36 protein-coding genes and 1 tRNA gene are annotated in these 22,159 nt (G+C 49.7%); 30 read left to right on the plus strand and 7 right to left on the minus strand.

Annotated elements, in window-relative coordinates:
- Positions 1–20: 20 nt before the first annotated feature.
- The 3 genes from EDF88_RS19285 to EDF88_RS19295 form a co-directional block, all read right to left on the minus strand.
- Complete coding sequence (locus tag EDF88_RS19285) at positions 21–215, minus strand: hypothetical protein (protein WP_134186537.1); 195 nt, start codon at positions 213–215, stop codon at positions 21–23.
- Positions 216–317: 102 nt separating this feature from the next.
- Positions 318–851: a hypothetical protein gene (locus tag EDF88_RS19290; protein WP_134186539.1), complete on the minus strand. Its 534-nt coding sequence runs from the start codon at positions 849–851 to the stop codon at positions 318–320.
- Between the two features lie 99 nt (positions 852–950).
- Positions 951–1,154: a hypothetical protein gene (locus EDF88_RS19295; protein ID WP_134186541.1), complete on the minus strand. Its 204-nt coding sequence runs from the start codon at positions 1,152–1,154 to the stop codon at positions 951–953.
- A gap of 120 nt (positions 1,155–1,274) precedes the next feature.
- On the opposite strand from EDF88_RS19295, the gene EDF88_RS19300 reads away from it, so the two are divergent.
- Positions 1,275–1,553, plus strand: a complete 279-nt coding sequence (locus EDF88_RS19300; RefSeq protein WP_134186543.1) for a hypothetical protein — start codon at positions 1,275–1,277, stop codon at positions 1,551–1,553.
- Here the strand turns inward: EDF88_RS19300 and EDF88_RS24720 are convergent.
- A complete protein-coding gene (locus EDF88_RS24720) occupies positions 1,539–1,697 on the minus strand; it encodes a hypothetical protein (protein WP_166671995.1) in 159 nt (52 codons plus the stop codon). The genes EDF88_RS19300 and EDF88_RS24720 overlap by 15 nt on opposite strands.
- Before the next feature lie 8 nt (positions 1,698–1,705).
- Entirely contained in the window at positions 1,706–2,041 is a 336-nt protein-coding gene (locus tag EDF88_RS19305; RefSeq protein WP_134186545.1) for a hypothetical protein, read from the minus strand.
- Between the two features lie 340 nt (positions 2,042–2,381).
- On the opposite strand from EDF88_RS19305, the gene EDF88_RS19310 reads away from it, so the two are divergent.
- Positions 2,382–2,687 (plus strand): hypothetical protein, encoded by a 306-nt coding sequence (locus EDF88_RS19310; protein ID WP_243839641.1) that lies wholly within the window; start codon positions 2,382–2,384, stop codon positions 2,685–2,687.
- A gap of 163 nt (positions 2,688–2,850) precedes the next feature.
- Here the strand turns inward: EDF88_RS19310 and EDF88_RS19315 are convergent, their stop codons facing one another.
- Both EDF88_RS19315 and EDF88_RS19320 read right to left on the minus strand, forming a co-directional pair.
- Positions 2,851–4,155, minus strand: a complete 1,305-nt coding sequence (locus EDF88_RS19315; protein WP_134186547.1) for a hypothetical protein — start codon at positions 4,153–4,155, stop codon at positions 2,851–2,853.
- 77 nt (positions 4,156–4,232) lie between these two features.
- On the minus strand, positions 4,233–4,895 hold the full coding sequence (locus EDF88_RS19320) for a S24 family peptidase (protein WP_134186549.1): 663 nt from the start codon (positions 4,893–4,895) through the stop codon (positions 4,233–4,235).
- Positions 4,896–4,999: 104 nt separating this feature from the next.
- On the opposite strand from EDF88_RS19320, the gene EDF88_RS19325 reads away from it, so the two are divergent.
- The 28 genes from EDF88_RS19325 (at position 5,000) to EDF88_RS19455 (ending at position 22,159) form a co-directional block, all read left to right on the plus strand.
- Positions 5,000–5,209: a helix-turn-helix transcriptional regulator gene (locus EDF88_RS19325; protein WP_134186551.1), complete on the plus strand. Its 210-nt coding sequence runs from the start codon at positions 5,000–5,002 to the stop codon at positions 5,207–5,209.
- Positions 5,210–5,325: 116 nt separating this feature from the next.
- Positions 5,326–5,604 carry a CII family transcriptional regulator gene (locus EDF88_RS19330; RefSeq protein ID WP_134186553.1) on the plus strand — a complete coding sequence of 93 codons (279 nt, stop codon included), beginning with the start codon at positions 5,326–5,328 and terminating at the stop codon, positions 5,602–5,604.
- A gap of 33 nt (positions 5,605–5,637) precedes the next feature.
- Complete coding sequence (locus EDF88_RS19335) at positions 5,638–5,790, plus strand: DUF2740 family protein (RefSeq protein ID WP_134186555.1); 153 nt, start codon at positions 5,638–5,640, stop codon at positions 5,788–5,790.
- Positions 5,777–6,676: a DNA replication protein gene (locus EDF88_RS19340; protein WP_134186557.1), complete on the plus strand. Its 900-nt coding sequence runs from the start codon at positions 5,777–5,779 to the stop codon at positions 6,674–6,676. Before EDF88_RS19335 ends, EDF88_RS19340 begins: the two co-directional genes overlap by 14 nt.
- A complete protein-coding gene (locus EDF88_RS19345; protein WP_134186559.1) occupies positions 6,666–8,069 on the plus strand; it encodes a DnaB-like helicase C-terminal domain-containing protein in 1,404 nt (467 codons plus the stop codon). Before EDF88_RS19340 ends, EDF88_RS19345 begins: the two co-directional genes overlap by 11 nt.
- Positions 8,069–8,401 carry a hypothetical protein gene (locus EDF88_RS19350; RefSeq protein WP_134186561.1) on the plus strand — a complete coding sequence of 111 codons (333 nt, stop codon included), beginning with the start codon at positions 8,069–8,071 and terminating at the stop codon, positions 8,399–8,401. The genes EDF88_RS19345 and EDF88_RS19350 overlap by 1 nt, the downstream gene beginning before the upstream one ends.
- 712 nt (positions 8,402–9,113) lie before the next feature.
- Positions 9,114–9,551 (plus strand): recombination protein NinB, encoded by a 438-nt coding sequence (locus EDF88_RS19360; protein WP_134186565.1) that lies wholly within the window; start codon positions 9,114–9,116, stop codon positions 9,549–9,551.
- Positions 9,548–10,207, plus strand: coding sequence for an MT-A70 family methyltransferase (locus EDF88_RS19365; RefSeq protein ID WP_134186567.1), 660 nt, complete (start codon positions 9,548–9,550; stop codon positions 10,205–10,207). The genes EDF88_RS19360 and EDF88_RS19365 overlap by 4 nt, the downstream gene beginning before the upstream one ends.
- 198 nt (positions 10,208–10,405) lie before the next feature.
- Positions 10,406–10,612: a hypothetical protein gene (locus EDF88_RS19375; RefSeq protein ID WP_134186571.1), complete on the plus strand. Its 207-nt coding sequence runs from the start codon at positions 10,406–10,408 to the stop codon at positions 10,610–10,612.
- A complete protein-coding gene (locus EDF88_RS19380; RefSeq protein WP_166671996.1) occupies positions 10,605–10,799 on the plus strand; it encodes a protein NinF in 195 nt (64 codons plus the stop codon). The genes EDF88_RS19375 and EDF88_RS19380 overlap by 8 nt, the downstream gene beginning before the upstream one ends.
- On the plus strand, positions 10,765–11,373 hold the full coding sequence (locus EDF88_RS19385; RefSeq protein WP_134186575.1) for a recombination protein NinG: 609 nt from the start codon (positions 10,765–10,767) through the stop codon (positions 11,371–11,373). The genes EDF88_RS19380 and EDF88_RS19385 overlap by 35 nt, the downstream gene beginning before the upstream one ends.
- Complete coding sequence (locus EDF88_RS19390; protein ID WP_134186577.1) at positions 11,370–12,104, plus strand: DNA cytosine methyltransferase; 735 nt, start codon at positions 11,370–11,372, stop codon at positions 12,102–12,104. Before EDF88_RS19385 ends, EDF88_RS19390 begins: the two co-directional genes overlap by 4 nt.
- A gap of 9 nt (positions 12,105–12,113) precedes the next feature.
- The gene (locus EDF88_RS24725; RefSeq protein WP_166671997.1) at positions 12,114–12,278 is read left to right on the plus strand and encodes a hypothetical protein; all 165 of its coding nucleotides are present in this window, start codon (positions 12,114–12,116) and stop codon (positions 12,276–12,278) included.
- The gene (locus tag EDF88_RS19395) at positions 12,275–12,454 is read left to right on the plus strand and encodes a hypothetical protein (protein WP_134186579.1); all 180 of its coding nucleotides are present in this window, start codon (positions 12,275–12,277) and stop codon (positions 12,452–12,454) included. The genes EDF88_RS24725 and EDF88_RS19395 overlap by 4 nt, the downstream gene beginning before the upstream one ends.
- Entirely contained in the window at positions 12,451–12,903 is a 453-nt protein-coding gene (locus EDF88_RS19400; protein WP_134186581.1) for an antiterminator Q family protein, read from the plus strand. Before EDF88_RS19395 ends, EDF88_RS19400 begins: the two co-directional genes overlap by 4 nt.
- Positions 12,904–13,021: 118 nt before the next feature.
- A tRNA-Met gene (locus EDF88_RS19405) sits at positions 13,022–13,099 on the plus strand.
- 148 nt (positions 13,100–13,247) lie between these two features.
- Positions 13,248–13,568, plus strand: coding sequence for a phage holin family protein (locus tag EDF88_RS19410; RefSeq protein ID WP_134186583.1), 321 nt, complete (start codon positions 13,248–13,250; stop codon positions 13,566–13,568).
- Positions 13,552–14,010, plus strand: coding sequence for a glycoside hydrolase family 104 protein (locus tag EDF88_RS19415; protein ID WP_134186585.1), 459 nt, complete (start codon positions 13,552–13,554; stop codon positions 14,008–14,010). The genes EDF88_RS19410 and EDF88_RS19415 overlap by 17 nt, the downstream gene beginning before the upstream one ends.
- Positions 14,007–14,543, plus strand: coding sequence for a DUF2514 domain-containing protein (locus EDF88_RS19420; protein ID WP_134186587.1), 537 nt, complete (start codon positions 14,007–14,009; stop codon positions 14,541–14,543). The genes EDF88_RS19415 and EDF88_RS19420 overlap by 4 nt, the downstream gene beginning before the upstream one ends.
- Positions 14,544–14,750: 207 nt before the next feature.
- On the plus strand, positions 14,751–15,305 hold the full coding sequence (locus EDF88_RS19425; RefSeq protein ID WP_134186590.1) for a Rha family transcriptional regulator: 555 nt from the start codon (positions 14,751–14,753) through the stop codon (positions 15,303–15,305).
- A 487-nt stretch (positions 15,306–15,792) separates the two neighbouring features.
- Entirely contained in the window at positions 15,793–15,930 is a 138-nt protein-coding gene (locus EDF88_RS24730) for a hypothetical protein (protein ID WP_166671998.1), read from the plus strand.
- Between the two features lie 60 nt (positions 15,931–15,990).
- Positions 15,991–16,185 carry a hypothetical protein gene (locus tag EDF88_RS19430; RefSeq protein WP_134186592.1) on the plus strand — a complete coding sequence of 65 codons (195 nt, stop codon included), beginning with the start codon at positions 15,991–15,993 and terminating at the stop codon, positions 16,183–16,185.
- A 5-nt stretch (positions 16,186–16,190) separates the two neighbouring features.
- Complete coding sequence (locus tag EDF88_RS19435) at positions 16,191–16,793, plus strand: hypothetical protein (RefSeq protein WP_134186594.1); 603 nt, start codon at positions 16,191–16,193, stop codon at positions 16,791–16,793.
- Complete coding sequence (locus tag EDF88_RS19440) at positions 16,793–18,265, plus strand: terminase (protein WP_134186596.1); 1,473 nt, start codon at positions 16,793–16,795, stop codon at positions 18,263–18,265. Before EDF88_RS19435 ends, EDF88_RS19440 begins: the two co-directional genes overlap by 1 nt.
- Before the next feature lie 12 nt (positions 18,266–18,277).
- On the plus strand, positions 18,278–19,747 hold the full coding sequence (locus tag EDF88_RS19445) for a phage portal protein (protein ID WP_134186598.1): 1,470 nt from the start codon (positions 18,278–18,280) through the stop codon (positions 19,745–19,747).
- A 31-nt stretch (positions 19,748–19,778) separates the two neighbouring features.
- Positions 19,779–20,672: a phage minor head protein gene (locus EDF88_RS19450; RefSeq protein WP_134186942.1), complete on the plus strand. Its 894-nt coding sequence runs from the start codon at positions 19,779–19,781 to the stop codon at positions 20,670–20,672.
- A gap of 62 nt (positions 20,673–20,734) precedes the next feature.
- A complete protein-coding gene (locus EDF88_RS24735; RefSeq protein ID WP_166671999.1) occupies positions 20,735–20,911 on the plus strand; it encodes a hypothetical protein in 177 nt (58 codons plus the stop codon).
- A 60-nt stretch (positions 20,912–20,971) separates the two neighbouring features.
- The gene (locus EDF88_RS19455; RefSeq protein ID WP_134186600.1) at positions 20,972–22,159 is read left to right on the plus strand and encodes a DUF2213 domain-containing protein; all 1,188 of its coding nucleotides are present in this window, start codon (positions 20,972–20,974) and stop codon (positions 22,157–22,159) included.

Here is a 22,159-nt window from a genome sequence, read left to right on the forward strand (position 1 = left end):
CCCGAAGGTGGCTGAGTTGTTTAGAAATTTTCGTCGTAGAACTTTCGCAGCGCCTGAATCAGCAGCGCTTCGTCGAATGAGCCGGCATCTTCTTCGCCATCCTCAATCCACACGCTGCCATCACCAAATTGGCTAATTGTGAACTCGCCAATCGTTACGCTTGTTGCTTCACCAGAATCAGTTCCAGGGTTAGATTTTGTTTTTCCGAATTTCATACTTTTCTCCAGTTAAAAAAATGCCGCCACAATGGACGGCAATAAGGACAACGAGGGCTTTCAGTATCTGTTCTCAGGGAAAGCTGAAAGCAGATAGGAGACCTAATGGAATATCACGCAGCCGTTATCGGATGCCATTTCAAATGCTGCCTTCCAGTGCTGGAACTGCTCGTAAAATTGGCCGCCAATTGCAGATGCTTTCGAGTCATGCTCCTTAAAGTCTGAGAGCAATTTTTGGCTGACCTTAGTTCCAATTACTCCTTCGCTATCACTGAAATTAATCAGTTCGTAGAATGGGCCGCCACCAGAATTCAGCGCTCCAGCGAAGTGGTTCTTTTCTTTTCGATATCCCATGTCTAGTTCAGCCATTGGGTAGCCAGCCATTTTCGATAGTTGCTCACGCCAGAAGAAGTGACCGCCATAACCAGTGCGATGACCGGTACTATCGTCGTATGCATAAATGGCATCATCTTCAATGTCATCGGCGCGACCAGGGAAGTCGGGATTCTTCCAGACTGAAAACCAATGCGGGCTTTCAATTGGCTCGTTAGTTTCCGGGTTTACTGCTTCGCCATTCTCATCAAGAACAGCGTCCAGCTTCTTAATCTTGCTGTATGCACTAATATCCAAACTCATCTTCTACCTCGCTGTAATGTTCTCTGACTTGCGATGCCCGGCGCTAAAAATCGCCACCTGTGGCAAGCAAGCACCGCCTGACTCTTCTTTAGGCTGGCGTTAAAAAATCACATATGAGATTGCCGCGCATACGAGTGCCAGCACCGTCATGCATGCAAGCATCCTGAATGTTGTTGCGTACACCCGCTTCCAGGGAGGGCGGTTTGCTTTCGTGTCTGCCATGTTTATGGCGGCGGGAAGCAGAAGCATAAAAATGTAAAACATGGCGATCATCTTTATCGCCAGCACTACGTTATCCATCATGGCTCTCCAGTAATTTATGCCGGGATATTTATCCACGCCCGGCGCGTGGTTTCCCTGCTTTCCACAGTCAAAGGAAATGGATAGACTGATGTTTCCACAGTCAAAATAAGGATTTATTAAATGGCTTTATTTACAGTGCGCATTGAACTTCGCGGTGCCGATTGGGAGACTTATAACCGCTTACATGAAAGCATGAACACGGTTGGTTATTACCGTCGTGTTACCGGAGATAATGGCGTCATCTTCCAGTTACCAGATGCTGAATATGCAGCAGAAAAAAATGCAACAGTTCAGCAGGTTCATGACGAAGTCTTGCGCATTGCAAATCAGCACAATATCGACCCGCATGTACTGGTGTCTGAAACTGTGCGCTGGGCGTGGACTTTACCGAAGGCTTGATGCCGAGCTCGTTCCGGTTTCTACCTTCTTCGGGCTGCTAGTCTGATACTGGTTTATCTCACGCACAGCTTCTTTGCAGGCATCACTAAAACTGATGCCTTTTTCATCTGCAATTTCTTTGATCAGTGCAATTAACGTTTCCATGCTTCACCTCAAATTAATGGAATGCTGTGACCGCGCATCTTCTGGCGGGCATTAACCTGCTGACCGTCTGGATTGCGCACCTTGCGATACTCCTGGCACTCAAGCGTTACGAATGCCGTCTCTTTAGGCTCACGCCAGTTTGGAGCGCGAAGAGCTTGCTCAACTCTGTTCTTGCAGCCTGTAATACCAGGCTCCTCAGAAGCCTCTGGAGCGCTGATACCGAAAACTGTGTCGATGATATTGCCGATGGTGTCGCGCTCGATTGCTGCTGCTCTGCGGCGCTCATGGCGACGTGTTTTAGCGTTGCCAGCAAATACAGACTGGCCGTAGGTGATAGTTGTCATATTTGCCTCCTGAAATGGTTTTGGTGGTGAAGGCCGGGCGCTACACCGGCGATGTGTTTAGGAACGGATGAAGCCGTTACCCTGGGCCACCTTCCTACCCAATCACGAATTGCTTGTGTTCGTGTGCCACGTTGCGTGTCTTCGACTTTCCACGCCGCTTCACCCCAAACCCATCTCGTTTGGTTGTTGTTTTCGCGCTTCAACAGCGCTCCAGTTAAGTTAAAGAGCATGCCACTCTGTTCCTTGTGGCTTACCAGCGTCCTGCTGATGGAATGAAGTATACGTATCGTATTCATTTGATGCAATACGTTATGTATACATAAAATTGAAATGTATACATATGCGTATGTTTTTAGATGGTTTTTATTTTTGTAAATGCCAAATCAATGGCTATGTGATAGGTTTGAGTGGTCGAAATTTAAGCGAGGGATTGGCAATGGATCTGGATGAAGAGCGCGTAAACATGATGGTTAGTGCTATGGGTAAGGCGGTAATGGAATTATCGTTAGCTAATCAGCCAGTAACGCAGGAGTCCATCATCGACAAGCTGGAAAAATGCCGTAAGGAAACAGGGAACGTGATAGGTAAGGGAGTTAACAGGGATGCGGCAGAGATAGTGAGGAAAGGTAGTAAGGCGATTAAGTAGCGGGCATTAAAAACCCGGCTCGTTGGCCGGGTTAAACATCATTTCTTAGTTTGCGTTAATGCTGCCTGTTGATGAGCTGAGCCATTTTGAATAGGGAAACGTGCTGCTGCAAGCGCCTTGTAAGCATTATCAACCACTTGTTGTAAACTCATTAATCACCCTCTCATTTTCTATTAAAGAATCTATAATTTAATTCTTTATCAAAATAATGCTTTCTTTTTAACCATACAAGTCCATCACCCTTAGATAATACAGCAACATCAATTGGGCCGCCAACGCTATCACTGTCATTTGAGACTTTGCGCTTGAAAGCAGTCAGGTTGACCAAGGACTCTGCCATGTAACCTAAGTCTACTTTAGCTAAGGAGTCAAGAATAGATAAAACCTTTTGGATATGATTTTGTGTGGCATGGTTATCTATCATTGTATTGGTGTACGCAATTTGACTAGGAATAACAGCATCAAAAGCTGCTTCGATACTTACTCTGCTCATTGCTGGATTTTGGCTTGCTATAATGTTAGTCACTTCAACTTTCATATTAGAGAAAGCATTATTTAGCGAATCATGTATGCACCCAGTTATTCCTTTGCTACATCCTCTCATAAAAGTATGTACTTCATCATCCTGAGCAAACGGCATGATTCCACTAAGAGTGCCAGAGTTATTTTGATTGGATGTTGCAGGTATCATTAATTTGTTATTGAAAATACCATAAACATGATGTGACTGAACTACAGGGTAATACTCATCTTCACCAAAACCAGCAATCACGATCCCTGAATACGTTCCTAAATCACTATTTTTACAAGTGTACACAGCAAAAAGATCAATCAATGAGTCAATCAGCCCTGCGCTGTAATCAGGGTTTCCATTCTGCATGTCTGGGGCGATACAATTAGAGCATATCTCTAAAATAAATGATGCAATGTATTGTTTTGCAAGATTAAAATCAGACTGGTCAAAGTCATCAAAGAAATCATTTGAGTCAACAGTGGCAAACAACTGTCTAGCTCTTGTTTCTATAAACGCATGATATTGTTCTGTTGTAGGCGCCAAACTGAAAGCTTGTAGAAAATTTGCAACATCTTGATCTTGAACCTGTCTTAATATCCCCGGCAAGATTACATGGCAGTATATGGCTTTTAGAAAATCCTCTTGCATTTCATCGGTAATGATCTTCTTATTACTTTTTACGTAATTGAAAAATGCTTTACCATAATCTTCGATTGTTGATAAGGGAGATGTGGATAATGTTTTTCGAAATGTCTTTATAAGTAACTCCCAAGGAGCCCCACACAGCGCAGCATTATTATAGATCATAATCGCTACTGGATGGTCCTTAGAAAGCTCAAATAACTTATCTGCATTGTTGTAAATTTTTTCGGAAAAACCAACTGTTGTAGTAACTGCTGAATCAGCTGCCAAGGCTATTCCATATCGATTGAATACTGCTATTTCTGCCGTCATAGATATTCCCAGTACATTTTAGTTATAAAAAGATACAATTCAGATCCCGGGCCCGATCAAGTTTGCAATCGCATAACTTAAACAAGTCTTAACTTTGTCTCCACAGCTACACCAATAGTTTTACAATTGCCATTCACTGGAATCAGTGGCCACGCCGGGTTTAAACCTTTCAAATACTTCTGACCACCGTCAATGATCAGCTTCTTGAATGTTGCCTCATTGGAGTCAGATAGTTTCGCAATCACCAGGCTGCCGTTAATCGGCTCTCGGCCTGTATCAAACAGAACGAATGTACCTTCAGGCACGCTCAGGCCAACCGGTGCTGTCATCGAGTCACCTTCAACTTCCAGCCAGAAGGCATCTCCCTGAATATGGGCGTCAGACTCAAGCCACAGGTCGATATCTTTCAGGGTGTACGGTTCACATGCCTCGCACCACGAACCAGCCTGCACACTACTGAGAACGGGGTAATTCTTTCCTTTAACGTACGGCGCCACATATGAAACGTTGGATTCAGAAGAATCACCATCTGAAATTGTCCCATCAGGGTGAACAACAAAGCCCTTCATGCCGATGATGCTCAGTAGCTTTGCTATTTCTTCCAGCCTCGGCTCTCTTCTTTGATTAAGCCAATGACTTACCGCGCCCTTTGTAATTCCAAGGCGTTCGGCAAGTTCTTCCTGTGTGATGCCTGACTCGCGCATGCGGGTTTTAGCAATATCAAACCATTTCATATTCATACCCTAAGTATACGTCTCGTATCATGCGCATAAAGTCACATATCGTATACATTCCTTGATTTCATAAATACGATATGTATACTTGATGATGAAAGGAGGTTCTTATGAACAAATTAAGATTCTTTCGCGAGAAAGCGGGGCTAACGCAATCTGACCTTGCGGAAATGACCGGATTTACTCGCGGTGCAATCAGCCATTACGAGAAAGGGCGAAGAGGGATGGATATCGATCTTTGCCGTGTTTTCGTAGCAATTCTGAATAAAGCAGGAACGTCTGTTGGCCTGGATGATGTATTCCCGCCAAAAGCCGCATAAGTAACACCCGCTCTTTACCAATCTATCCCGCCGTCAACGCGGGGCATCAATTTAAGTGGCATGCCCATCACGGCATGTTCACGTATCTATCTAATTCAACACAGGAAGTATCACAAATGGACACTACAACCACCCGCAATAAAGCCCGCGCAATTGAAAGCAAGTTATTGAGCAAGATAGCTATTCGTGGCGCAGGAAACATCGCTGAATCAATCGGCGTGGATAAGTCGCAAATCACCCGCTGGAAAGAGTCGTTACTGCCTCGCATGTCGATGCTGTTAGCCGTTCTGGAATGGGGGGTTGAAGACGATGAGTTGGCGGATCTGGCTAAGAAGGTTGCCCGGATGCTGACAAAAGAAAAAGCCCCGGAGTGCTTGGAACACTTCGAGGCCTAGTGCGAATAACTGGATCAATTCACAGGAGTCATTATGGCAAAAGTAACTACCCCTGAACAGGGGAAATTTCATAAACATATCGTTCGTGACCGGTTCCTTGGCAGCTTTGAGCAGCCATCTCGATTCCGTGTCGAGTGGGAAAAGGTAAAGCAGCTAATCAGAGGGAAAGGTCATGAGCAACGTTAGCAACTTAGCCGAAGCCAGACAGGCCAGACGGCACCAGGAATCGCCAACACAAGGCGGTAAGGGGTTTGCCTTGCTGCACAGGAAAATTAAGGAGCTGCCGTTCTACAAGCGGGATTCTGAGGCGGTTCACTTATGGATTCACTTCATTCTGTCAGCCAACTATCAGCCCGCAATTGTTGGAACGGAGTTTGGTGATCTGCTTATTCAGCGTGGTCAGTTCATCACCGGAAGAAACACCCTGGCATTTGAAACCGGAATTGCTCCTGACCGCATCAAATACCTGATGAACAAGTTCACCAAATTGGGGATGATTTCCACCGAAACAAACAAGCGATTCTCTATCGTCACCATCGAAAAATACGACGATTATCAGCAAAATTTTGTGCCAACAGAATGCCAACAGAGTGCCATCGCAAAGCCAGTAGCACCAACGCTTACAGGCGATGTTGTGCCAACAGATTGCCATCAAAGTGCCACAAACAACAATATAACTAATAACTCTTTATCTAAAGATAAAGAGAGTGTCGTAGCCGTCGAAAAGTCAGAACAGAAAAAACCATCCCACTCCTGCCAGGACGTTATCGATGCTTACCATCGAATACTGCCAGAATGCCCAAGCGTTCGAGCACTGAGTGACAAGCGCAAGAACCTGATCAAAACCTTTTGGGTGAAAGCAGGGAAGATTACCCGCCAACTGGATAACGTTCCCTTCAGCATGAAGGCGTGGGAAGCATACCTGACCTACATCTCGTCTAACTGCCGCTGGATGCTTGGCACCCGGCCTGATGCGAAGACCGGTAAGACATGGAGATGCAAAAACATCGACTACCTGTTAAGCGATGAGGTTTATCTGAAGGTTCGTGAGGGGAATAGCGATGACGTCTGATTACAACCTGCCGCCAAGCAGCAAAGAGTCCGAACAGTCAGTATTAGGGGCTGTGCTTATCTCACCAGATAGCGACAACGTGCAGAAGGTTTTTTCATTCCTGTCACCTGAGATGTTTTTCAGCAAAAGACATGGGTCGATATACCAATCCATGCGGGAGATGAATACCAAAAACCTGACTATGGATTTGTTAACCGTTTCTGATTTTCTTGAAGCAAAAGGGCAACTGGAATACTCCGGTGGCTTTGCGTACCTGGCTGAATTGTCAAAAAACACTCCGAGTGCGGCTAACGTCCTGGCCTATGCAAACCGGGTGAAAGACACCGCAACGGAACGCATGGCAATCGAACAAACCAACCGCATGCTGGAGGTTTTATACACCCGCTCAGGACTGACCACGGCGCAGAAGCTGGAAGCGGTGCAGTCGCTGGCAATGCAGGTCGATGAGAAGTCGCGCACCGGCAGCAACAAGGGGCTGGTTTCATTCCGTGACGCTTTCAACGACTGGACATTCAAGGTTGGCGAGCGCCTGGAAGGTAACACAGCGTCACTAGGCCTGACATCTGGCATCACGGCGCTGGATGAAATGCTGGAACCAAAACGCATTGTGCGCGGATCCCTTTTCGTCGTTGGCGCCAGGCCGAAGATGGGCAAGACAACCGTCTACCAAAAAATGGCAATTCACTGCGCACTGGAAGAACAACTTCCCGCTCTGGCATTCAGCCTTGAAATGCCGAAAGACCAGATGGTTGAGCGCATCGTATCTCAGCACAGCCGGGTTAACTCAAACGTGTTTTACCAGAACGGCTACGAGGAAAGTAAGTTTGCTCTGGCGCTGGCTAAGGGAAGTGAGTTAGCCAACATCGACAATCTGTACATCGACGACACGCCTGGTCTTTCCCTTGCTCACATCGTTGCTGAGTCGCGCCGAATCAAGCGTGAACGTGGCGCGGTTGGCATGGTGCTGGTCGATTACCTGACGCTTATGACTGCTGAGAAAGCGGACACAGAGGCTCAGGCTTACGGGATTATCACCAAAGGCCTGAAGGTGCTGGCGAAAGAGCTTAACTGCGTCGTGGTGCTGCTCACACAGCTTAACCGTGGATCAGAAGGTCGAGCCAATAAGCGCCCGCTGCCGAGCGATTCCCGCTCTACCGGTCAGATTGAGCAGGACTGCGATTACTGGATGGGCATCTACAGGGAATCAGAAGATAACGAAACCGTTAGCGATAACGAAACAGAGTTACTTCTTCGTCTGAATCGCCACGGCGCCACGGGTACTGTTTACGCCGAACAGCGACACGGAATTCTATTCGACATTGACCAGCAAGACGCGCATCGCCGCATAGCTGATCGCGAATCATCATCGAAGCAACGCAAAGGGGGCTTCTAGTGAACACCGCATTACAAATCATCCATGCCAGCAAGTATAAAGAATTTCCAGACACTCTCCTCACTCTCGAACTTTGCCGATCCTTTGCACGACTTGAAGGCCGAAAGGTTGGTGAGTCTCTGCGTAAGTGTGCCAAAGCATTATCGGGCAAGGTGAACAACCGCAACCTGCAAGGGACATTGCGCACGATGAGTATCAGCCTGTTTCCCGAATCAGAAATCACCCGGATCCGTGGCTGCCTGGGCAAGATGGAAGCAGCGTTAACCCGGGAAGTGCGCGACGTGATTCTGACGGAAGATAACCTGAAAGAACTGGCGGAGAGTGCGGCATGAAAGACACGCGAAACTGGAAGTGTTTTTTCGGCATGCACCAGTGGCAGCAGTTGAATGTGATTAGGCGGGAATATTACGAGGGGCATTCGTCAGGAAAGCTTCCCTACAAAATAACCAACAAGCACACCCTCAAATGCTGCCACTGCGGCGAACTTAAATCGGTAGAAATGTAATGGAGGCCGCATGACCACATCACCACTGAAGGCTGAAGAGCTAAAGTCCTGCCCGTTTTGTGGTCGGGGAGACGGAGTGCTGTTCATTAGGCCCAGCGATAACTGGCGTTATATGCAGTGCCTTAGTTGCCTGGGGGCATCAGGAGCCAGGGCTGATGTAGAAAGCGCCATTCGTGCATGGAACCAACGCGCCGCAATCGTCATAGAGCAATCAGATTTTGACACGTTCTCACCTCACGATTGTGGAGACGATGCCGTATGGATGACAGAGGTTGAACGAACCCTCCGCGCCGCTGGCATAACCGTTAAAGGAGACTGACGTGAGACGTTACTCACTTGAACACTCCAGAATGCTTCTCGCCCTCGGCACCCTAAACCGCTTTCTCTCCTTCCGCTCTCAATGGCTTGAATCCCAAAAGGGAACACGTTTAACCAAATGGAATGGCAAATGCCACCGTATGGCTAACCGCTTTCGCTGCGAGGGATTGATACGTCACGATCGGATACTCACTGGCAAAAGGCCGCTATGAGGTGAAGCAATGGATAAACAAACGTTTTTCCTCCGCAACGAACAAGTACGACGAAACCTGATAGACGCAATCAACAAACTCCCTCTCGATGACCATCGCCCGATTACAGTAAACCTCACTGACTTTGACCGCTCGCTACTTCAGAACAGCTTATTCCACGCGCTATGCGGCGATGTGGCTAAGCAGGCTTTATGGCTGGAGAAGCCGCGCAATCTCATTCAATGGAAAACTCTGTTTGTTTCTGGGCATGCAATGGCTACAGGGCTGGGTGCCGAAGTGGTTCCAGGGCTTGAGGGTGAGTTCTGCAACATCAGGGAATCCACGGCGAAAATGGGCATTAAGCGCATGACCAGCTTGATTGAATATTCACAGGCGTGGGCCATAGGCAGTGGCATTAAATTGCGTGAAGTTCGCTACACCAACGATTATTTCGGGAGAGCAGCATGAATAAATTCAAACTTATCTACGCCGACCCGCCTTGGCAATACAGCAACACAAGCAGCAATGGCGCAGCGGAAGATCACTACAGCACCATGACCATGACCGATCTGATGCGGTTGCCCGTTTGGGATTTGGCAGACGAAAACGCAGTGCTTGCCATGTGGTACACCGGCACTCACAGCGAAGAGGCTATCAAGCTGGCTGAAGCGTGGGGCTTCAAGGTTCGCACCATGAAAGGGTTTACCTGGGTGAAGCTGAACCAACTGGCTGAGCAGCACATCAATAAGGCGCTTGAGGCCGGCGAGGTGCAGGACTTCTACGACTTCCTCGATCTGCTGAACAAGCAAACCAGAATGAACGGCGGCAACTACACCCGAGCCAATACGGAAGACCTGCTGATCGCTGTGCGCGGTACCGGACTTGAACGCTTATCGGCATCCGTGAAACAAGTGATTTACTCACCCCTCGGAGAGCACAGCAGCAAGCCATGGGAGGCCAGAAACAAGCTGGAGCAGCTTTACGGAGATGTGCCGCGCATTGAGCTGTTCGCTCGAGAGTCATCGCCAGGCTGGGATACGTGGGGCAATCAGTGCAGCCAGAGCGTTGAGTTGCATCCGGGCGTTGCAGTGGAATCAGCAGGAAGTAAGGAGAGGGCCGCATGACATGAAGCTCACCTGGTTCTATCACCACGATGTAACCACCGAAGAAGCAAACGAACTAATCCAGCGCTACACCCTCCGCAACGTAAAAACCTCAAAGACACTAAGCGCCAACCCGAGATTATGGGTGGTGGCTGCGCTATTGCCCGAGGGAAAGAAGGAGCCGCGAGTGAGCAATAAATATCAACAGAGGTGCTGGCAATGACAACGCTACCGAGAAACTTCGGCTGGAACCGCCTCAAGCTATCAACCCACACATACGAGCAGTTGCAGCAGCTCGAAGATGATGTGAAAGCCAATCACAGCTGTCACGAAGGAATTCACCTTATCGACGCTGCAGGACGCAAGAAACTCGATGCAATCAGCTGGGCTGTCTACAACAAGCAGAAGAGGAAAGATGATGCTTAGCCCTGTCGACATCACCACCTACCAGCGCAACAGCAACACAGCAGCAGGATATTGCGCAGCGTGTACAAGGCCATTAAGCGGCGAGACTTATTTTTGCGACGATTGCGCTCATGAGGCGTATGTAGAAACAGACCCACACGGAGTAATGCACGATGAGGAAGCCGAGAAAGCGGTGCAAGAATCCTGATTGCCGGGAATGGTTTCATCCAGCCTTCGCAAATCAGACCTGGTGCGGCGCAGATTGTGGAACCGTAATCGCACTAGCCAAGCGAGAGAAAGACCGACAGAACGCGATACAGGCAGCAGAACGACGACGAAAGGATGAAGCCCAGCAGGAACGACGAAGTTTAAAAGTCCGCAAGTTAGCAGTACAGCCCCGCAGTTACTTCATCAAGCAAGCCCAGCAAGCAGTTAATGCCTACATCAGAGAAAGAGATAAGCACCTTCCCTGCGTTTCATGCGGAACGTTGAGCGCTGCTCAATGGGATGCCGGCCACTATCGAACTACGGCCGCCGCACCACAGCTAAGGTTCGACCCTCGCCAAATATGGAAGCAGTGCTCAGTGTGCAATCAGCACAAAAGCGGAAACCTCGTTCCGTACCGCGCAGAACTTATCAGGCGCATTGGCATGTCAGAGGTGGAAAGCATTGAAGGCAACCACGACCGCCACCGCTGGACGATTGAAGAGTGCAAGGCAATCAAGGCTGAGCATCAACAGAAACTGAAAGACCTGCGTGACAGCAGAGTGGAGGAAATGTGAATGAGTTGGCTCTTTTCGCAGGCGCTGGCGGAGGAATTCTCGGCAGCCACTTGCTCGGATGGAAAACAGTATGCGCAGTTGAACGTGATGCTTACGCTGCACAAGTTCTCGCGCAACGACAAAATGATGGAATTCTCCGACCTTTCCCGATTTGGTCTGACGTGTGCAGTTTTGACGGAAAGCCATGGCGAGGAATTATTGATGTCGTTTCTGGCGGATTTCCATGCCAAGACATCAGCGCAAATGGTCAAGGTGCCGGCATTGACGGACGAAGATCGGGGCTGTGGTCTGAAATGGCGAGAATTGTCGGTGAGGTTCGACCTAAATTCGTCTGCGTGGAAAATTCACCACGACTCAGGGGAAAAGGTCTTGCCGTGGTCATCAGTGACCTTGCCGAAATGGGGTATGGCTGCGAGTGGTTTCGTCTTTCAGCATCCAACTGCGGAGCGCCCCATGAAAGAGACAGGATGTGGATTGTGGCCTACAGCCAAGGCAACGATCCGAGGCGATTGTCCAAGCGAGCGCCTTCGCAGGACACCGGACTTACCAAGCGCGATAAAGATGCGCCCATTACCGGATGGATCGGAGCCACTCCAGGATGGACAGTTGAGCCCGGAATGGGTCGAGTGGTTTATGGGATGGCCCATCGGGTGGACAGAATTAAAGCCCTTGGCAACGGACAGGTTCCAAGAGTGGCTGCGACAGCATTCTCCATGCTTACAGAAGATTGAGGAGGCAGCATGAAACTACACGCAGCAATAGCACTCACCATTGCATCAATGGCCTCGCGTCATTGGCAGCCAGCATTCTCTCCAAGCTACTCATACCCGCTCACCAATAACCGTAGAACCGGTAAAGCAGCAGAGCGCCGCAAAGCTAAACAGCGCCGGAGGGCAAGACTGTGAAAGTTCAAAATACGTCTGCATTGCTCAATATGTACCGCGAAAAAGGAGTTGGCGCAGTCAGGACGCCATCTGGCGTTGTGCTGATGGGCGTTAGAAACCTGACACCGCAACAAAAACGAACTCTCCTAGCCATACCGCAGGCCGAACTGGATGCAGCGTTAAGGTGGCAGAAATGAAAGTGACAGAGTTGAACCTGACAAAAGAGCAGCTTGATTGGCTGGATAACTGGATGGAGTTGTGGGGATGTTGGATTTATTCAGGAAGGCTAGAAAAGCGCATGAGCAGTGTTATCGCTCAGTACATGGCCACAGTAGAACCATCGCGCTATCCAGAAAGACCAATGTGCAATGACGATGACGGAATGTTGATTTCTCAGGTCGTAGATTCCGTCATGTGCATTGATAAAAAAGCGTTCGGCATACTTCTCAGTTACTACGCGCACAACTCAACTAAGTACGCAATTGCAGTCTATATGCAGAAGGTCGCAATTCCCCGCAAATCCCTCTCAACTTGTCGTCGTGAAGTGGAGGATATTCTCAAAGCAAGCCAGTTCCTGATTTACACCCCGCTGGTAAATGCGCTCAACAGCCGCAAACGTGTAGTTAAGTTACGCAAAGTAGCTTAAACGTGTTGACTAACTTGAACAAATGAGCAATGATATTTGGGTAAGGTGCCTTACGTGTATCTTAATAAAGCACCACCCAATTTTAAGCCTCGCCTCGTGCGGGGCTTTTTGCGTTTCTGGGCCGAAAGCTCATCAGGTATGAGCAATCCCCTCATAAGGGAAAGGTAGGCAGGTTCGAATCCTCCACGGCCCACCAATTAAACCAAGGTCGCCATAGAGCGGCCTTTCTTATTTAGCGCCAACCATCCAGCAACCAATATCACTCATAGATAACGTGCCGTGGCATGGATGGCGCTTTCCCGATTACACAGACAGCACCTGCTTACGATAGCGAGGTGAGAGATATGCGTATGCCTAACAAAGACCCTGGCTCATATGGACTACTCGTATGGGTGCTCATTGCTGCCATGTCTATCTACGGTGGCTTTGTGAAATACATCATTGACACCAAGACAAGCAAAACAGCATGGAGTTGGGTAGCTGCATTCGCTCAGGTGGCTGTATCTGGATTTGCCGGATTAATAGGTGGGCTCGTCAGTATCGAGTCAGGCCTGAGTATCTATTACGTTCTCGTTGTCTCTGGCATGTCCGGGACTATGGGTAGTGTAGCGCTCAGCTTCTTCTGGGAACGAATCACGGGGATCCGCAATGCAGGCCAACAATAACCGAAAAGCCTTTCTCGATATGCTGGCCTGGTCGGAAGGCACAAGCCGCATTAAGGAAAGCGATAATGGCTACAACGTGATTGTTGGTGGCTCACTGTTTAGTGGCTACGCCGACCATCCTCGAAAGCTCGTTGACCTGCCAAGGCTCGGTATCAAATCAACGGCAGCCGGTCGCTATCAGCTGCTCTCCCGTTACTGGGACGCATACCGCAAACAACTCGGCCTGAAAGACTTCTCTCCTGCGAGCCAGGATGCCGTCGCATTGCAGCAGATTAAAGAGCGCAAGGCCCTGGCTGATATTGATGCCGGGAACATCGCCGCAGCAATTCAGAAATGCTCAAACATCTGGGCTTCACTACCTGGTGCCGGTTATGGCCAGCACGAACACCAACTTGATGACCTGATCGGCAAGTTCAAAGAGGCTGGCGGGGTGGTCGCATGATCCCCTCAATCCTGAAAGATAACTGGAAGCCGATTGCATTACTTTTGCTGGCTGGCCTTCTATTGTGGGGCGCCCATCACAACGGCTACGAGTCTGGAAAGTTCGACACTAATCAGGCATGGAATATCAAGTGGGCAAAGCGTGATGCTAAAGACCTCCTTGAGTTAGCCGGGCGACAAGAGCAAGAGCGCACCGAAGAGCAGCGCCGCCAGAACCAAATCAACCAGGTAACAGCAGATGCACAAACTCAACTCGACAAAGCACGGCTTGATGCTGCTAACGCTCAGTCTGCTGCTGACAAGTTGCAGCTCACCATCGCAAACATCCGGCGTCAGCTCGCAGCAAGTGAAACCAGCAAACTTTCCGCAATTGCCAACGCAAGCGCGACAAGGGCCAACTCCGGAGTATTGCTTGCCGACGTGCTCAGCAAATCTGTCGAACGAAATCAGCAACTGGCAGCAACTGCTGACGAATGGCGAGTAAACGGCCTGGCATGTGAACGGTCATACGATTCCATTGCCACCGCCAAGTGATTCGTCACCCGCATTAAGACAAATAGAGCCTGACTTCGGTCGGGCTTTTTTACACCTTAATTTCACCGCGCACCGCAATGCGCACATAACCACACCGAACCAACCACTTTGAAATGAGCCTTTGAGGAAGTCAGTTTGTGCTGGCGAGCCTTCGGTGGGCTGATTTCCATTGCGGCAAAGGTTCATCTCAAAGAAAGGTAAAACGCTATGAACTACCCAACAATCGTTAACGACATCGATTTTCGCGACCTGATTTTTGTTACAAACAACGATCCGGTTACCGACTCTTTCATGGTGGCAAAAGCGTTCGGCAAGCTCCCTAAAAACGTAGTCCGCGATATTGAAAGGACTATTGATGCTTGCCCTCCAGAGTTTGATACAAAGCTCAACTTTGAGCTTTGCTATAAAAACAATGAGTTGCAGAACGGTAAGCCGCAGAAGTTCTACCGACTCCGCAAGGATGGGTTAATGCTTCTTGTGATGTCTTATACCAAGAAAGAAGCCATGCGGATTAAAATAGCCTACATCAACGCTTTCAACTGGATGTACGCAATGCTTCAGACTGGGCGACGCCAATTTGAGGAGGAGCGAAACGCCGTGATGCTCGAATACATGAAAGAGAAAGATGTGGCCAGCATGTCAGGCCGCCTTTTAAATCGTTGGGGAAGGGTTAAGAAACCATCCTTGCTGGCGAGAATTGAACGCATCGACCAGCGCGGGCAATTGGCATTGACTGGCGTCCCTAAAGCATTGCCTGAATAAATTGCGTGGCGGAAACGAGGTGATCCTCATCTTGCTGACGGGTAAGCCGTAAGTGAACTAGCCACTGCGTGAGCCGCTGCGAAGTTTGCGGATTTCATTGATGATTAAAAGCACATTCAAAACAAATTCAGATACTGCATTCAGTTGGTTAAAAATATCGGTCATTACTCCTCCAATAGGGTTGTTATATCTATTGTCGGTGTTAAGTCCGGGCCTCAATTCTTGTCTCCTGATAAGAGACAAGATTCAAGAATACTCCCCCCACATTGTGGGCGTGTGAGCCGCCTCGTCTCCACGTAAACCCGTGACAGCATTAACGAAGACTCAGCCTCCATTGAGGACTCCCTCTGACGAGTGTGCTGTATTCCACGTAACGAGTAATGCCGCGTGTTTTCCTGCTGTAGCAACCAGCAGGGTTTGAGCGCTCATAGTTGCCTGTCTGCGCAATGGCAGGAGAAGCAGATTAACCATTAAGGTGCAATCGAACATGAAACCAATTATTCACTGGCATCAAGGTAAGTTTGTTTGCTACCGGGATAAAGACCGTATTTATGTCGATTTCATTCACGGAGAGGGCGCAACCCCGGTTGACGCATATCGTGATTGGTTAATCAAATTGCCGTAGCGAGCATTACAGAAGCCATTCAAGCAGTGGCTTCGATAATGACAACCAGAGGACTACCAAATGTCCGACATCTACCAAATCACTATCACTACTACCAACAAAGAAACATTCACCGGAAAGATGACGCGCAAGCAGCCAGAACTGGTTAACGGCTTCGTAGCGTTGGCACAGGACAATGGCGAGTGGCGATTCTTCAAGCCAGAGAGCGTTGAGCAATTCCACTTCGTACCGGTGGTGGAAGAAACCAAGGAATAACAGTTATGGCAAAACCAGATTGGGAGGCCATCGAATCGGCTTACCGGGCTGGGTTGATGTCCATAAGAGAAATTGCCTCGTTACATGGCATCACTCACGGCGCTGTGAATAAGCGAGCAAAGCGTGATGGATGGGAGCGTGACCTCAAGGCAAAGATAAAAGCCAAGGCTGACGCGTTGGTATCCAAACGTGAGGTATCCAGCAAGGTATCCACTGAAACGGCTACCAACGAACGGATACTGATTGAGGCTAACGCCGAGGTTATTGCCAGCGTCCGCATGGAACATCGTGGCGATATTCGTCGCGCCAGGGCAATCACAAATGCACTGTTTGATGAGATTGGCGCAGAGTGTGCTGATGTCGCCGCTCTGGAAAAGCTCGGTGAGTTGATGCTTAACCCCGACGATAAAGGCCAGGACCGTCTGAATGAGATTTATCAGAAGGTGATAAGCATGCCGGAGCGCGTGAAGTCAGTTAAGGCGCTGAGTGACGCGCTGAAGAACCTCATCGGACTTGAGCGGCAGGCATACGATATCGACGGGCCGGAAGGCGACAGCTCTGTTAAGAAACTTTCTGACCTGATGGATTCATTGTCTCAGGGGGCTTAATGAAACCTGAGCATCTCAAGCTGCTGGCTGATAAAGACTGGCGTCTGAACAATCTCTACTGGATCACCGACAAAGAAGGAAAGCCGATACGCTTCAGGATGACGCCTGAGCAGCGCGAATACTTCGAAGGTATCCACACTCGCAATATTATCCTTAAAGCTCGACAACTCGGTTTTACGACTGAGGTCTGCATCATCCAACTTGATGCGGCGCTGTTCGAGTCTGCCAAGTGCGCACTGATAGCCCACACGCTAAACGACGCAAAGCGCCTGTTCCGCGAAAAGGTGAAGTACGCATACGACAACTTGCCCGATGAAATCAAAGCCGCTAACCCGGCAAGCAATGATTCGGCGGGCGAGCTGGTATTCAAGAAAGGCGGCTCACTGTACGTAAGCACGTCATTCCGTGGCGGTACGCTGCGTTACCTGCACGTATCAGAGTTCGGCAAGATATGCGCCAAGTATCCAGACAAAGCCCGTGAGATTGTCACTGGTGCGTTTGAAGCGGTATCGACTGGATGCTTTGCCACTATCGAGAGCACAGCAGAAGGACGGGCCGGTTATTTTTTCGATTACTGCCAGACGGCTGAGAAAGCTCAGTTACAGGGCAAGCAACTATCCTCGCTGGACTGGAAGTTTTTCTTCTTCTCCTGGTGGAAGAATCCTCAGTATGCAATCGACTCGGTAGAGCCATTGCCGCAGCGCCTGGTTGATTACTTCGCTGAGATGGAAGCCAAGCACGGCGTAGTCGTCAATGAGCGCCAGAAAGCCTGGTATTACGCCAAAGAGAAAACGCTCGGCGACGATATGAAACGGGAATACCCGACGATCCCCGCCGAAGCATTCCAGCAATCAGTGGAAGGCGCGTATTACGCCAAACAATTCCGCTGGCTCTACACCAATAAACGCATCGGCACCTTGCCGGATAACTCACATCTACCGGTTCACACGTTCTGGGATATCGGCGTTAGTGACTCAACGGCTATCTGGTTCGTGCGAGAGGTTGGCGAAGAGTTCCATGTCATTGACTACTACGAAAACTCAGGTGAAGGCCTTCGCCATTACATGAAAGTGCTGAAAGAGCGCGGCTATGAATATGGCGAGCACTGGGGGCCACACGACATCGAAAACCGTGAGTTCGGATCTGATGCCAAGTCCCGAAGAGACCTGGCGCGCGAAGGCTACGAAATTGACGGCCAGGTTTACTCGATGACATTCAAGGTCGTGCCTAAAACTGGCGTTGATACCGGCATTGAGTCGGTGCGCGAAGTCTTGCCTAAATGCGTTTTCGATGAAGAGAAGTGCGCAGAGGGTATATCTCACCTTGAGGCATACCGCAAAGAGTGGGACGACAAGCGCGGGTGCTGGAAAGACAAGCCCCTTCACGACAAAACATCACACGGCGCTGATGGGTTCCGCTACTTCGCTGTAGCCAAGAACAACCGGAAGCAGGTCGGGGCATTCTATTTCTAAGGAGCAATCGCCGTGAGCGAACAAAACAACAGCCTGGAAATGGCTGTGAATAGCCTCGCCACCGAAATGCGGCGAAATAGCTACATTCAGGCCATTACCGGAATGTCTGGCAACACCAAGCGGCCAATGCTTTATCAGGAATTCGGTTACCCGCAGCAGATAGACTTCAATGACTTCTACCGTATTTACCGCCGTAATGCCGCTGGCTTCGCTGTCGTGCATCGCCTGCTTGATGGTTGCTGGCAGGACTTGCCGGTTATCGTTGAAGGTGAAGAGGCAAACGAAGCCCGCGAGACAACGCCATGGGAAAAGAATGTCACCAGACTGATGAAAAAGCACTGGGCAAAGGTGAAGGATGCCGATCGCCGCAACATGGTTGGTCGTTACTCCGCACTACTGATTCAGGTGCGTGACAATCAGTCATGGGATAAGCCAATTAACACTGCGCTCGTAAAAAGCCTGAAAGATAAAGCCCTGGTTAAGCTAATCCCGGTATGGGAGCAGCAGTTAACCGTCTCCGAATGGGAGAACGATCGACAATCCGATGATTTTGGACAGCCTAAAATGTTCAACTTCAACGAGATGCCTGTAGGTGATAACAAATTCGTTGGGCCAATGCGCGGCGAGCCGGTGCATCCAAGTCGGGTGATTATCTTCTGTGAAGGCGCGGAGGATGAAAGCGCGCTATCTGGCATCCCACTGCTTGAGTCTGGCTACAACAAACTACTCGACCTCGAGAAAATCTCAGGTGGTGGCGCTGAAGGGTTCCTGAAGAATGCCAGCCGAACCTTGGTGAATAAGTTCAGCAAAGATAGCGACATGGACGCCATGGACAAGCGAGCCAAGGCGCAGGGTTATGCAGATCTCGGCGAGGCGGTAGAGGACAAATTTCGACGCCTTAATCGAGGTACTGACGCAGCAGCGGTCACGCAAGATGGTGATATTTCAGTTTTGTCCGTTACTCCAGGTGACCCAGCCCCTACATGGACGGTTACCGCTAACGAACTTGCCGCATCGGTTCAAATCCCCTTCACCATCCTGTTTGGTCAGCAGACCGGGCGACTGGCGAGTGACGAGGACAAAACGGACTGGGCGATTCGCCGCAACGGTCGTCGCAATGGCTTTCTGACTGACCGCATCACTGAGCTACTAACCCGCTTCTGGCAAATCGGCATCATTGAACCACCGGCTGGCGAAGAAATTACAGTCTCATGGGCTGACCTTCTGGCCCCGGGTGAGAAAGAGAAGATTGCCAACATGAAAGACATGGCGACAGTTGCGAAGGACACCCAGCAAGCCTATGGCACTCCGGCATTCACTGAGGACGAGATCCGCGAAGTTGGCGGCTACGACCCATTGCCAGAAGCTGAGAAGCCAAAGGGCGCTGATGAATCGGCGAAGAACATCGACCCGCTGACAGGTGAGCCAATTGAACAACCAACCGAAACCCGGCAGCCCGATAATTCCGCGCAACAAAGCTGACCCGACTCAATCCTACCGCGCAGTTAACCGGATGTACCGAGACATCGAGCAGCGCTACTACGACATCAAGGTTGCACTGAAGCAGTTATTCGATATGCGGCTAACCGGGCGCGAACGTGCGAGCAACTCTCTGTTTGGCTACATCCTTGCTCGCAATGACAATAAGCCTGACATGCTCTACCGGGTGAACGCTGGAACGTATATCTATGACATGACGGCAGCGCAGTTAGCCGACCTGTTGCAGGCGGTGCAGGTGATTCTCGATGACCACTTGCTTGAGGGTGGCAGCCAGAATCTGTGGGCGTTTGATTACGTCGCCGAGGAATATCAGCGCGGCACACTGAACGCTTACACCAATCTGTCAGTTCAGTCGCCAGTCTATGCCAGCCAGACGACGCTACAGCAGCTTTTGAGTACTCCGGCATACCAGAATCAGGTCGCATCGGCTTTCGTGTCTACGTACAGCGACTGGAAGGGGATTAGCGATGCTGCGCGAGTTGACCTGGCTAATGTCATTGCTGATTCAATCGGGCGCGGCGTAAACCCTCGGGAAACCGCTTCGATAATCAGCAAGCGTCTTGATGTCAGCATGAGTAAGGCCAAGACCATTGCACAGACCGAGCAGGTTGGCGCGCTGCGGGAAGCAAACTGGAATGAAACCGAGTGGTCTGCTGACAGGCTGGGGCTTAACACTGGCTTGCTTCACCTCTCAGCGCTCAAGCCTACAACCCGACAAACTCACGCCTTCTGGCATGGGAAAGTCAGGACTGTGCAAGAGGTGCGCGCCTGGTATGCGGTCGATGGAAACAAATATCATTGCTACTGCGGCCAGATCCCGACACTGCTTAACGACGACGGCAGCATTTTCAATGAGGGGCTGGCTGATAAGTTAGCGAAAGAGCGAAAGGGTTGGGCAAATAATTAATAAAGTTCATGTTGTTGTCGCCGTTATTAATTGGTGACCCCTCAATTAAATGGACATATGAAATGCAATCAAAGTTTAAAGATATTCGCTACGATAGAGTTCAACCAGCCACTAAAGCTAAGCATCGCACGCATATAGCTTTCTTGACGGTAAATGGTGATACCGAATCAGCACTCCTGGCTGAATTGAAAAAACGACATCCCAAGGAGGGGATTGAGTTAGTAAGCTACAAAAAATAATCACACAGGTCGCTCAGGCGGCCTTTTTTATTGCCTGAAATCCACCAATGAGGACTCAGCATGTCACGCATCTGCGTAAACGTGCTCTCGGTCATCAACTCCGCTTCAAACATCACTAACGAAACCATCAATGGCAAACCACACATCGTGGTTCGCGGCGTCACGCCTATTGTCGATGACATCGTGATGAACCGGAAGTTGTACCCGGCAGCAGAAATTGAAAAGAGCTACAAGTCGCTTGAGCGCAACCCAATGCCGTTTGGTCACCCGAAGGTTGATGGCAAGCACATCTCAGCCAGGGATGTTCAGGCGGTGAATGATTACCACGTAGGTGCCTGGCTGCAAAACGTTAACCGTCAGGGTGGCAAGGTTACGGGGGATATGTACGTTGACCGGAATTACGCCGCAAACAGCGATAACGGAAAGCGACTGATTGAGCGACTCGATGCTATGGCGGCCGGTCAGAATGTCGAGCCAGTGCATATCTCAACAGGCCTACTTCACAAGGAAATCACGGCCAACGGTGAATCAAAGGGTAAGCGCTACGAGAAGATCGTCACCAATATGGATTTTGACCATGTCGCGGTACTCCTCGACCAGCCAGGAGCCGGAACGCCGGAGGAAGGTGTAGGTATCTTCGTTAACGCCGAAGGTGATGAGCAGGAAATTGAAACCGTAAACCTCGCTGATTCCGACATTCCAGACCCGCAAGACCCCGCACTAAAGCAATTCTTTAACCAATTCATGGCGTTTTTCAGCGCCAACACTAAGCACGTCAAAGAGGAAGCAAACCCGATGAAAGAACTCATCACGAACGCGCTGAAAGCGAAAGGCAAAGAGGTCGAAGGCAAGACCGAGGCTGAGCTGATGGACGCATACAACCAGATGGTCGCCGAAGATGCAAAAGCGAAAGCTGACGCTGACGAGAAGGCCAAAAAAGACAAAGAAGAGGCCGATAAGAAGGATAAAGGCACTTCCACAAACAGCGAGCAAGCGCCAGCCTGGTTCCAGCCATTCGCAGACAAGCTGAATACTATCGAAAGCGGCCTGACTGCCAACGCAGACCAGCAACGCACCGAAATGCGCCAAGCGGTGAAAGCTAAGTTCGGCATGACCGATCTGGCGGTGAACACGCTGGATGGCGAACCGTTGAAAGAACTGTTTGCTAAGTGCCAGACATCAACCGGGCTGAGCGGTGCATACCAACAGACCAATTCCCAAGAACCAGTCAGCGTAATGCCGGATTAA

The organism is Buttiauxella sp. BIGb0552, from assembly GCF_004366275.1.
GTDB lineage: Bacteria > Pseudomonadota > Gammaproteobacteria > Enterobacterales > Enterobacteriaceae > Buttiauxella > Buttiauxella gaviniae.

Coding starts and splice junctions, on each gene's coding strand:
- EDF88_RS19285 (WP_134186537.1), bottom strand. CDS start 215: ATGAAATTCGGAAAAACAAAATCTAACCCTGGAACTGATTCTGGTGAA.
- EDF88_RS19290 (WP_134186539.1), bottom strand. CDS start 851: ATGAGTTTGGATATTAGTGCATACAGCAAGATTAAGAAGCTGGACGCT.
- EDF88_RS19295 (WP_134186541.1), bottom strand. CDS start 1,154: ATGATGGATAACGTAGTGCTGGCGATAAAGATGATCGCCATGTTTTAC.
- EDF88_RS19300 (WP_134186543.1), top strand. CDS start 1,275: ATGGCTTTATTTACAGTGCGCATTGAACTTCGCGGTGCCGATTGGGAG.
- EDF88_RS24720 (WP_166671995.1), bottom strand. CDS start 1,697: ATGGAAACGTTAATTGCACTGATCAAAGAAATTGCAGATGAAAAAGGC.
- EDF88_RS19305 (WP_134186545.1), bottom strand. CDS start 2,041: ATGACAACTATCACCTACGGCCAGTCTGTATTTGCTGGCAACGCTAAA.
- EDF88_RS19310 (WP_243839641.1), top strand. CDS start 2,382: ATGCGTATGTTTTTAGATGGTTTTTATTTTTGTAAATGCCAAATCAAT.
- EDF88_RS19315 (WP_134186547.1), bottom strand. CDS start 4,155: ATGACGGCAGAAATAGCAGTATTCAATCGATATGGAATAGCCTTGGCA.
- EDF88_RS19320 (WP_134186549.1), bottom strand. CDS start 4,895: ATGAATATGAAATGGTTTGATATTGCTAAAACCCGCATGCGCGAGTCA.
- EDF88_RS19325 (WP_134186551.1), top strand. CDS start 5,000: ATGAACAAATTAAGATTCTTTCGCGAGAAAGCGGGGCTAACGCAATCT.
- EDF88_RS19330 (WP_134186553.1), top strand. CDS start 5,326: ATGGACACTACAACCACCCGCAATAAAGCCCGCGCAATTGAAAGCAAG.
- EDF88_RS19335 (WP_134186555.1), top strand. CDS start 5,638: ATGGCAAAAGTAACTACCCCTGAACAGGGGAAATTTCATAAACATATC.
- EDF88_RS19340 (WP_134186557.1), top strand. CDS start 5,777: ATGAGCAACGTTAGCAACTTAGCCGAAGCCAGACAGGCCAGACGGCAC.
- EDF88_RS19345 (WP_134186559.1), top strand. CDS start 6,666: ATGACGTCTGATTACAACCTGCCGCCAAGCAGCAAAGAGTCCGAACAG.
- EDF88_RS19360 (WP_134186565.1), top strand. CDS start 9,114: ATGGATAAACAAACGTTTTTCCTCCGCAACGAACAAGTACGACGAAAC.
- EDF88_RS19365 (WP_134186567.1), top strand. CDS start 9,548: ATGAATAAATTCAAACTTATCTACGCCGACCCGCCTTGGCAATACAGC.
- EDF88_RS19375 (WP_134186571.1), top strand. CDS start 10,406: ATGACAACGCTACCGAGAAACTTCGGCTGGAACCGCCTCAAGCTATCA.
- EDF88_RS19380 (WP_166671996.1), top strand. CDS start 10,605: ATGCTTAGCCCTGTCGACATCACCACCTACCAGCGCAACAGCAACACA.
- EDF88_RS19385 (WP_134186575.1), top strand. CDS start 10,765: ATGAGGAAGCCGAGAAAGCGGTGCAAGAATCCTGATTGCCGGGAATGG.
- EDF88_RS24725 (WP_166671997.1), top strand. CDS start 12,114: ATGAAACTACACGCAGCAATAGCACTCACCATTGCATCAATGGCCTCG.
- EDF88_RS19400 (WP_134186581.1), top strand. CDS start 12,451: ATGAAAGTGACAGAGTTGAACCTGACAAAAGAGCAGCTTGATTGGCTG.
- EDF88_RS19410 (WP_134186583.1), top strand. CDS start 13,248: ATGCGTATGCCTAACAAAGACCCTGGCTCATATGGACTACTCGTATGG.
- EDF88_RS19415 (WP_134186585.1), top strand. CDS start 13,552: ATGCAGGCCAACAATAACCGAAAAGCCTTTCTCGATATGCTGGCCTGG.
- EDF88_RS19420 (WP_134186587.1), top strand. CDS start 14,007: ATGATCCCCTCAATCCTGAAAGATAACTGGAAGCCGATTGCATTACTT.
- EDF88_RS19425 (WP_134186590.1), top strand. CDS start 14,751: ATGAACTACCCAACAATCGTTAACGACATCGATTTTCGCGACCTGATT.
- EDF88_RS24730 (WP_166671998.1), top strand. CDS start 15,793: ATGAAACCAATTATTCACTGGCATCAAGGTAAGTTTGTTTGCTACCGG.
- EDF88_RS19430 (WP_134186592.1), top strand. CDS start 15,991: ATGTCCGACATCTACCAAATCACTATCACTACTACCAACAAAGAAACA.
- EDF88_RS19435 (WP_134186594.1), top strand. CDS start 16,191: ATGGCAAAACCAGATTGGGAGGCCATCGAATCGGCTTACCGGGCTGGG.
- EDF88_RS19440 (WP_134186596.1), top strand. CDS start 16,793: ATGAAACCTGAGCATCTCAAGCTGCTGGCTGATAAAGACTGGCGTCTG.
- EDF88_RS19450 (WP_134186942.1), top strand. CDS start 19,779: ATGTACCGAGACATCGAGCAGCGCTACTACGACATCAAGGTTGCACTG.
- EDF88_RS24735 (WP_166671999.1), top strand. CDS start 20,735: ATGCAATCAAAGTTTAAAGATATTCGCTACGATAGAGTTCAACCAGCC.
- EDF88_RS19455 (WP_134186600.1), top strand. CDS start 20,972: ATGTCACGCATCTGCGTAAACGTGCTCTCGGTCATCAACTCCGCTTCA.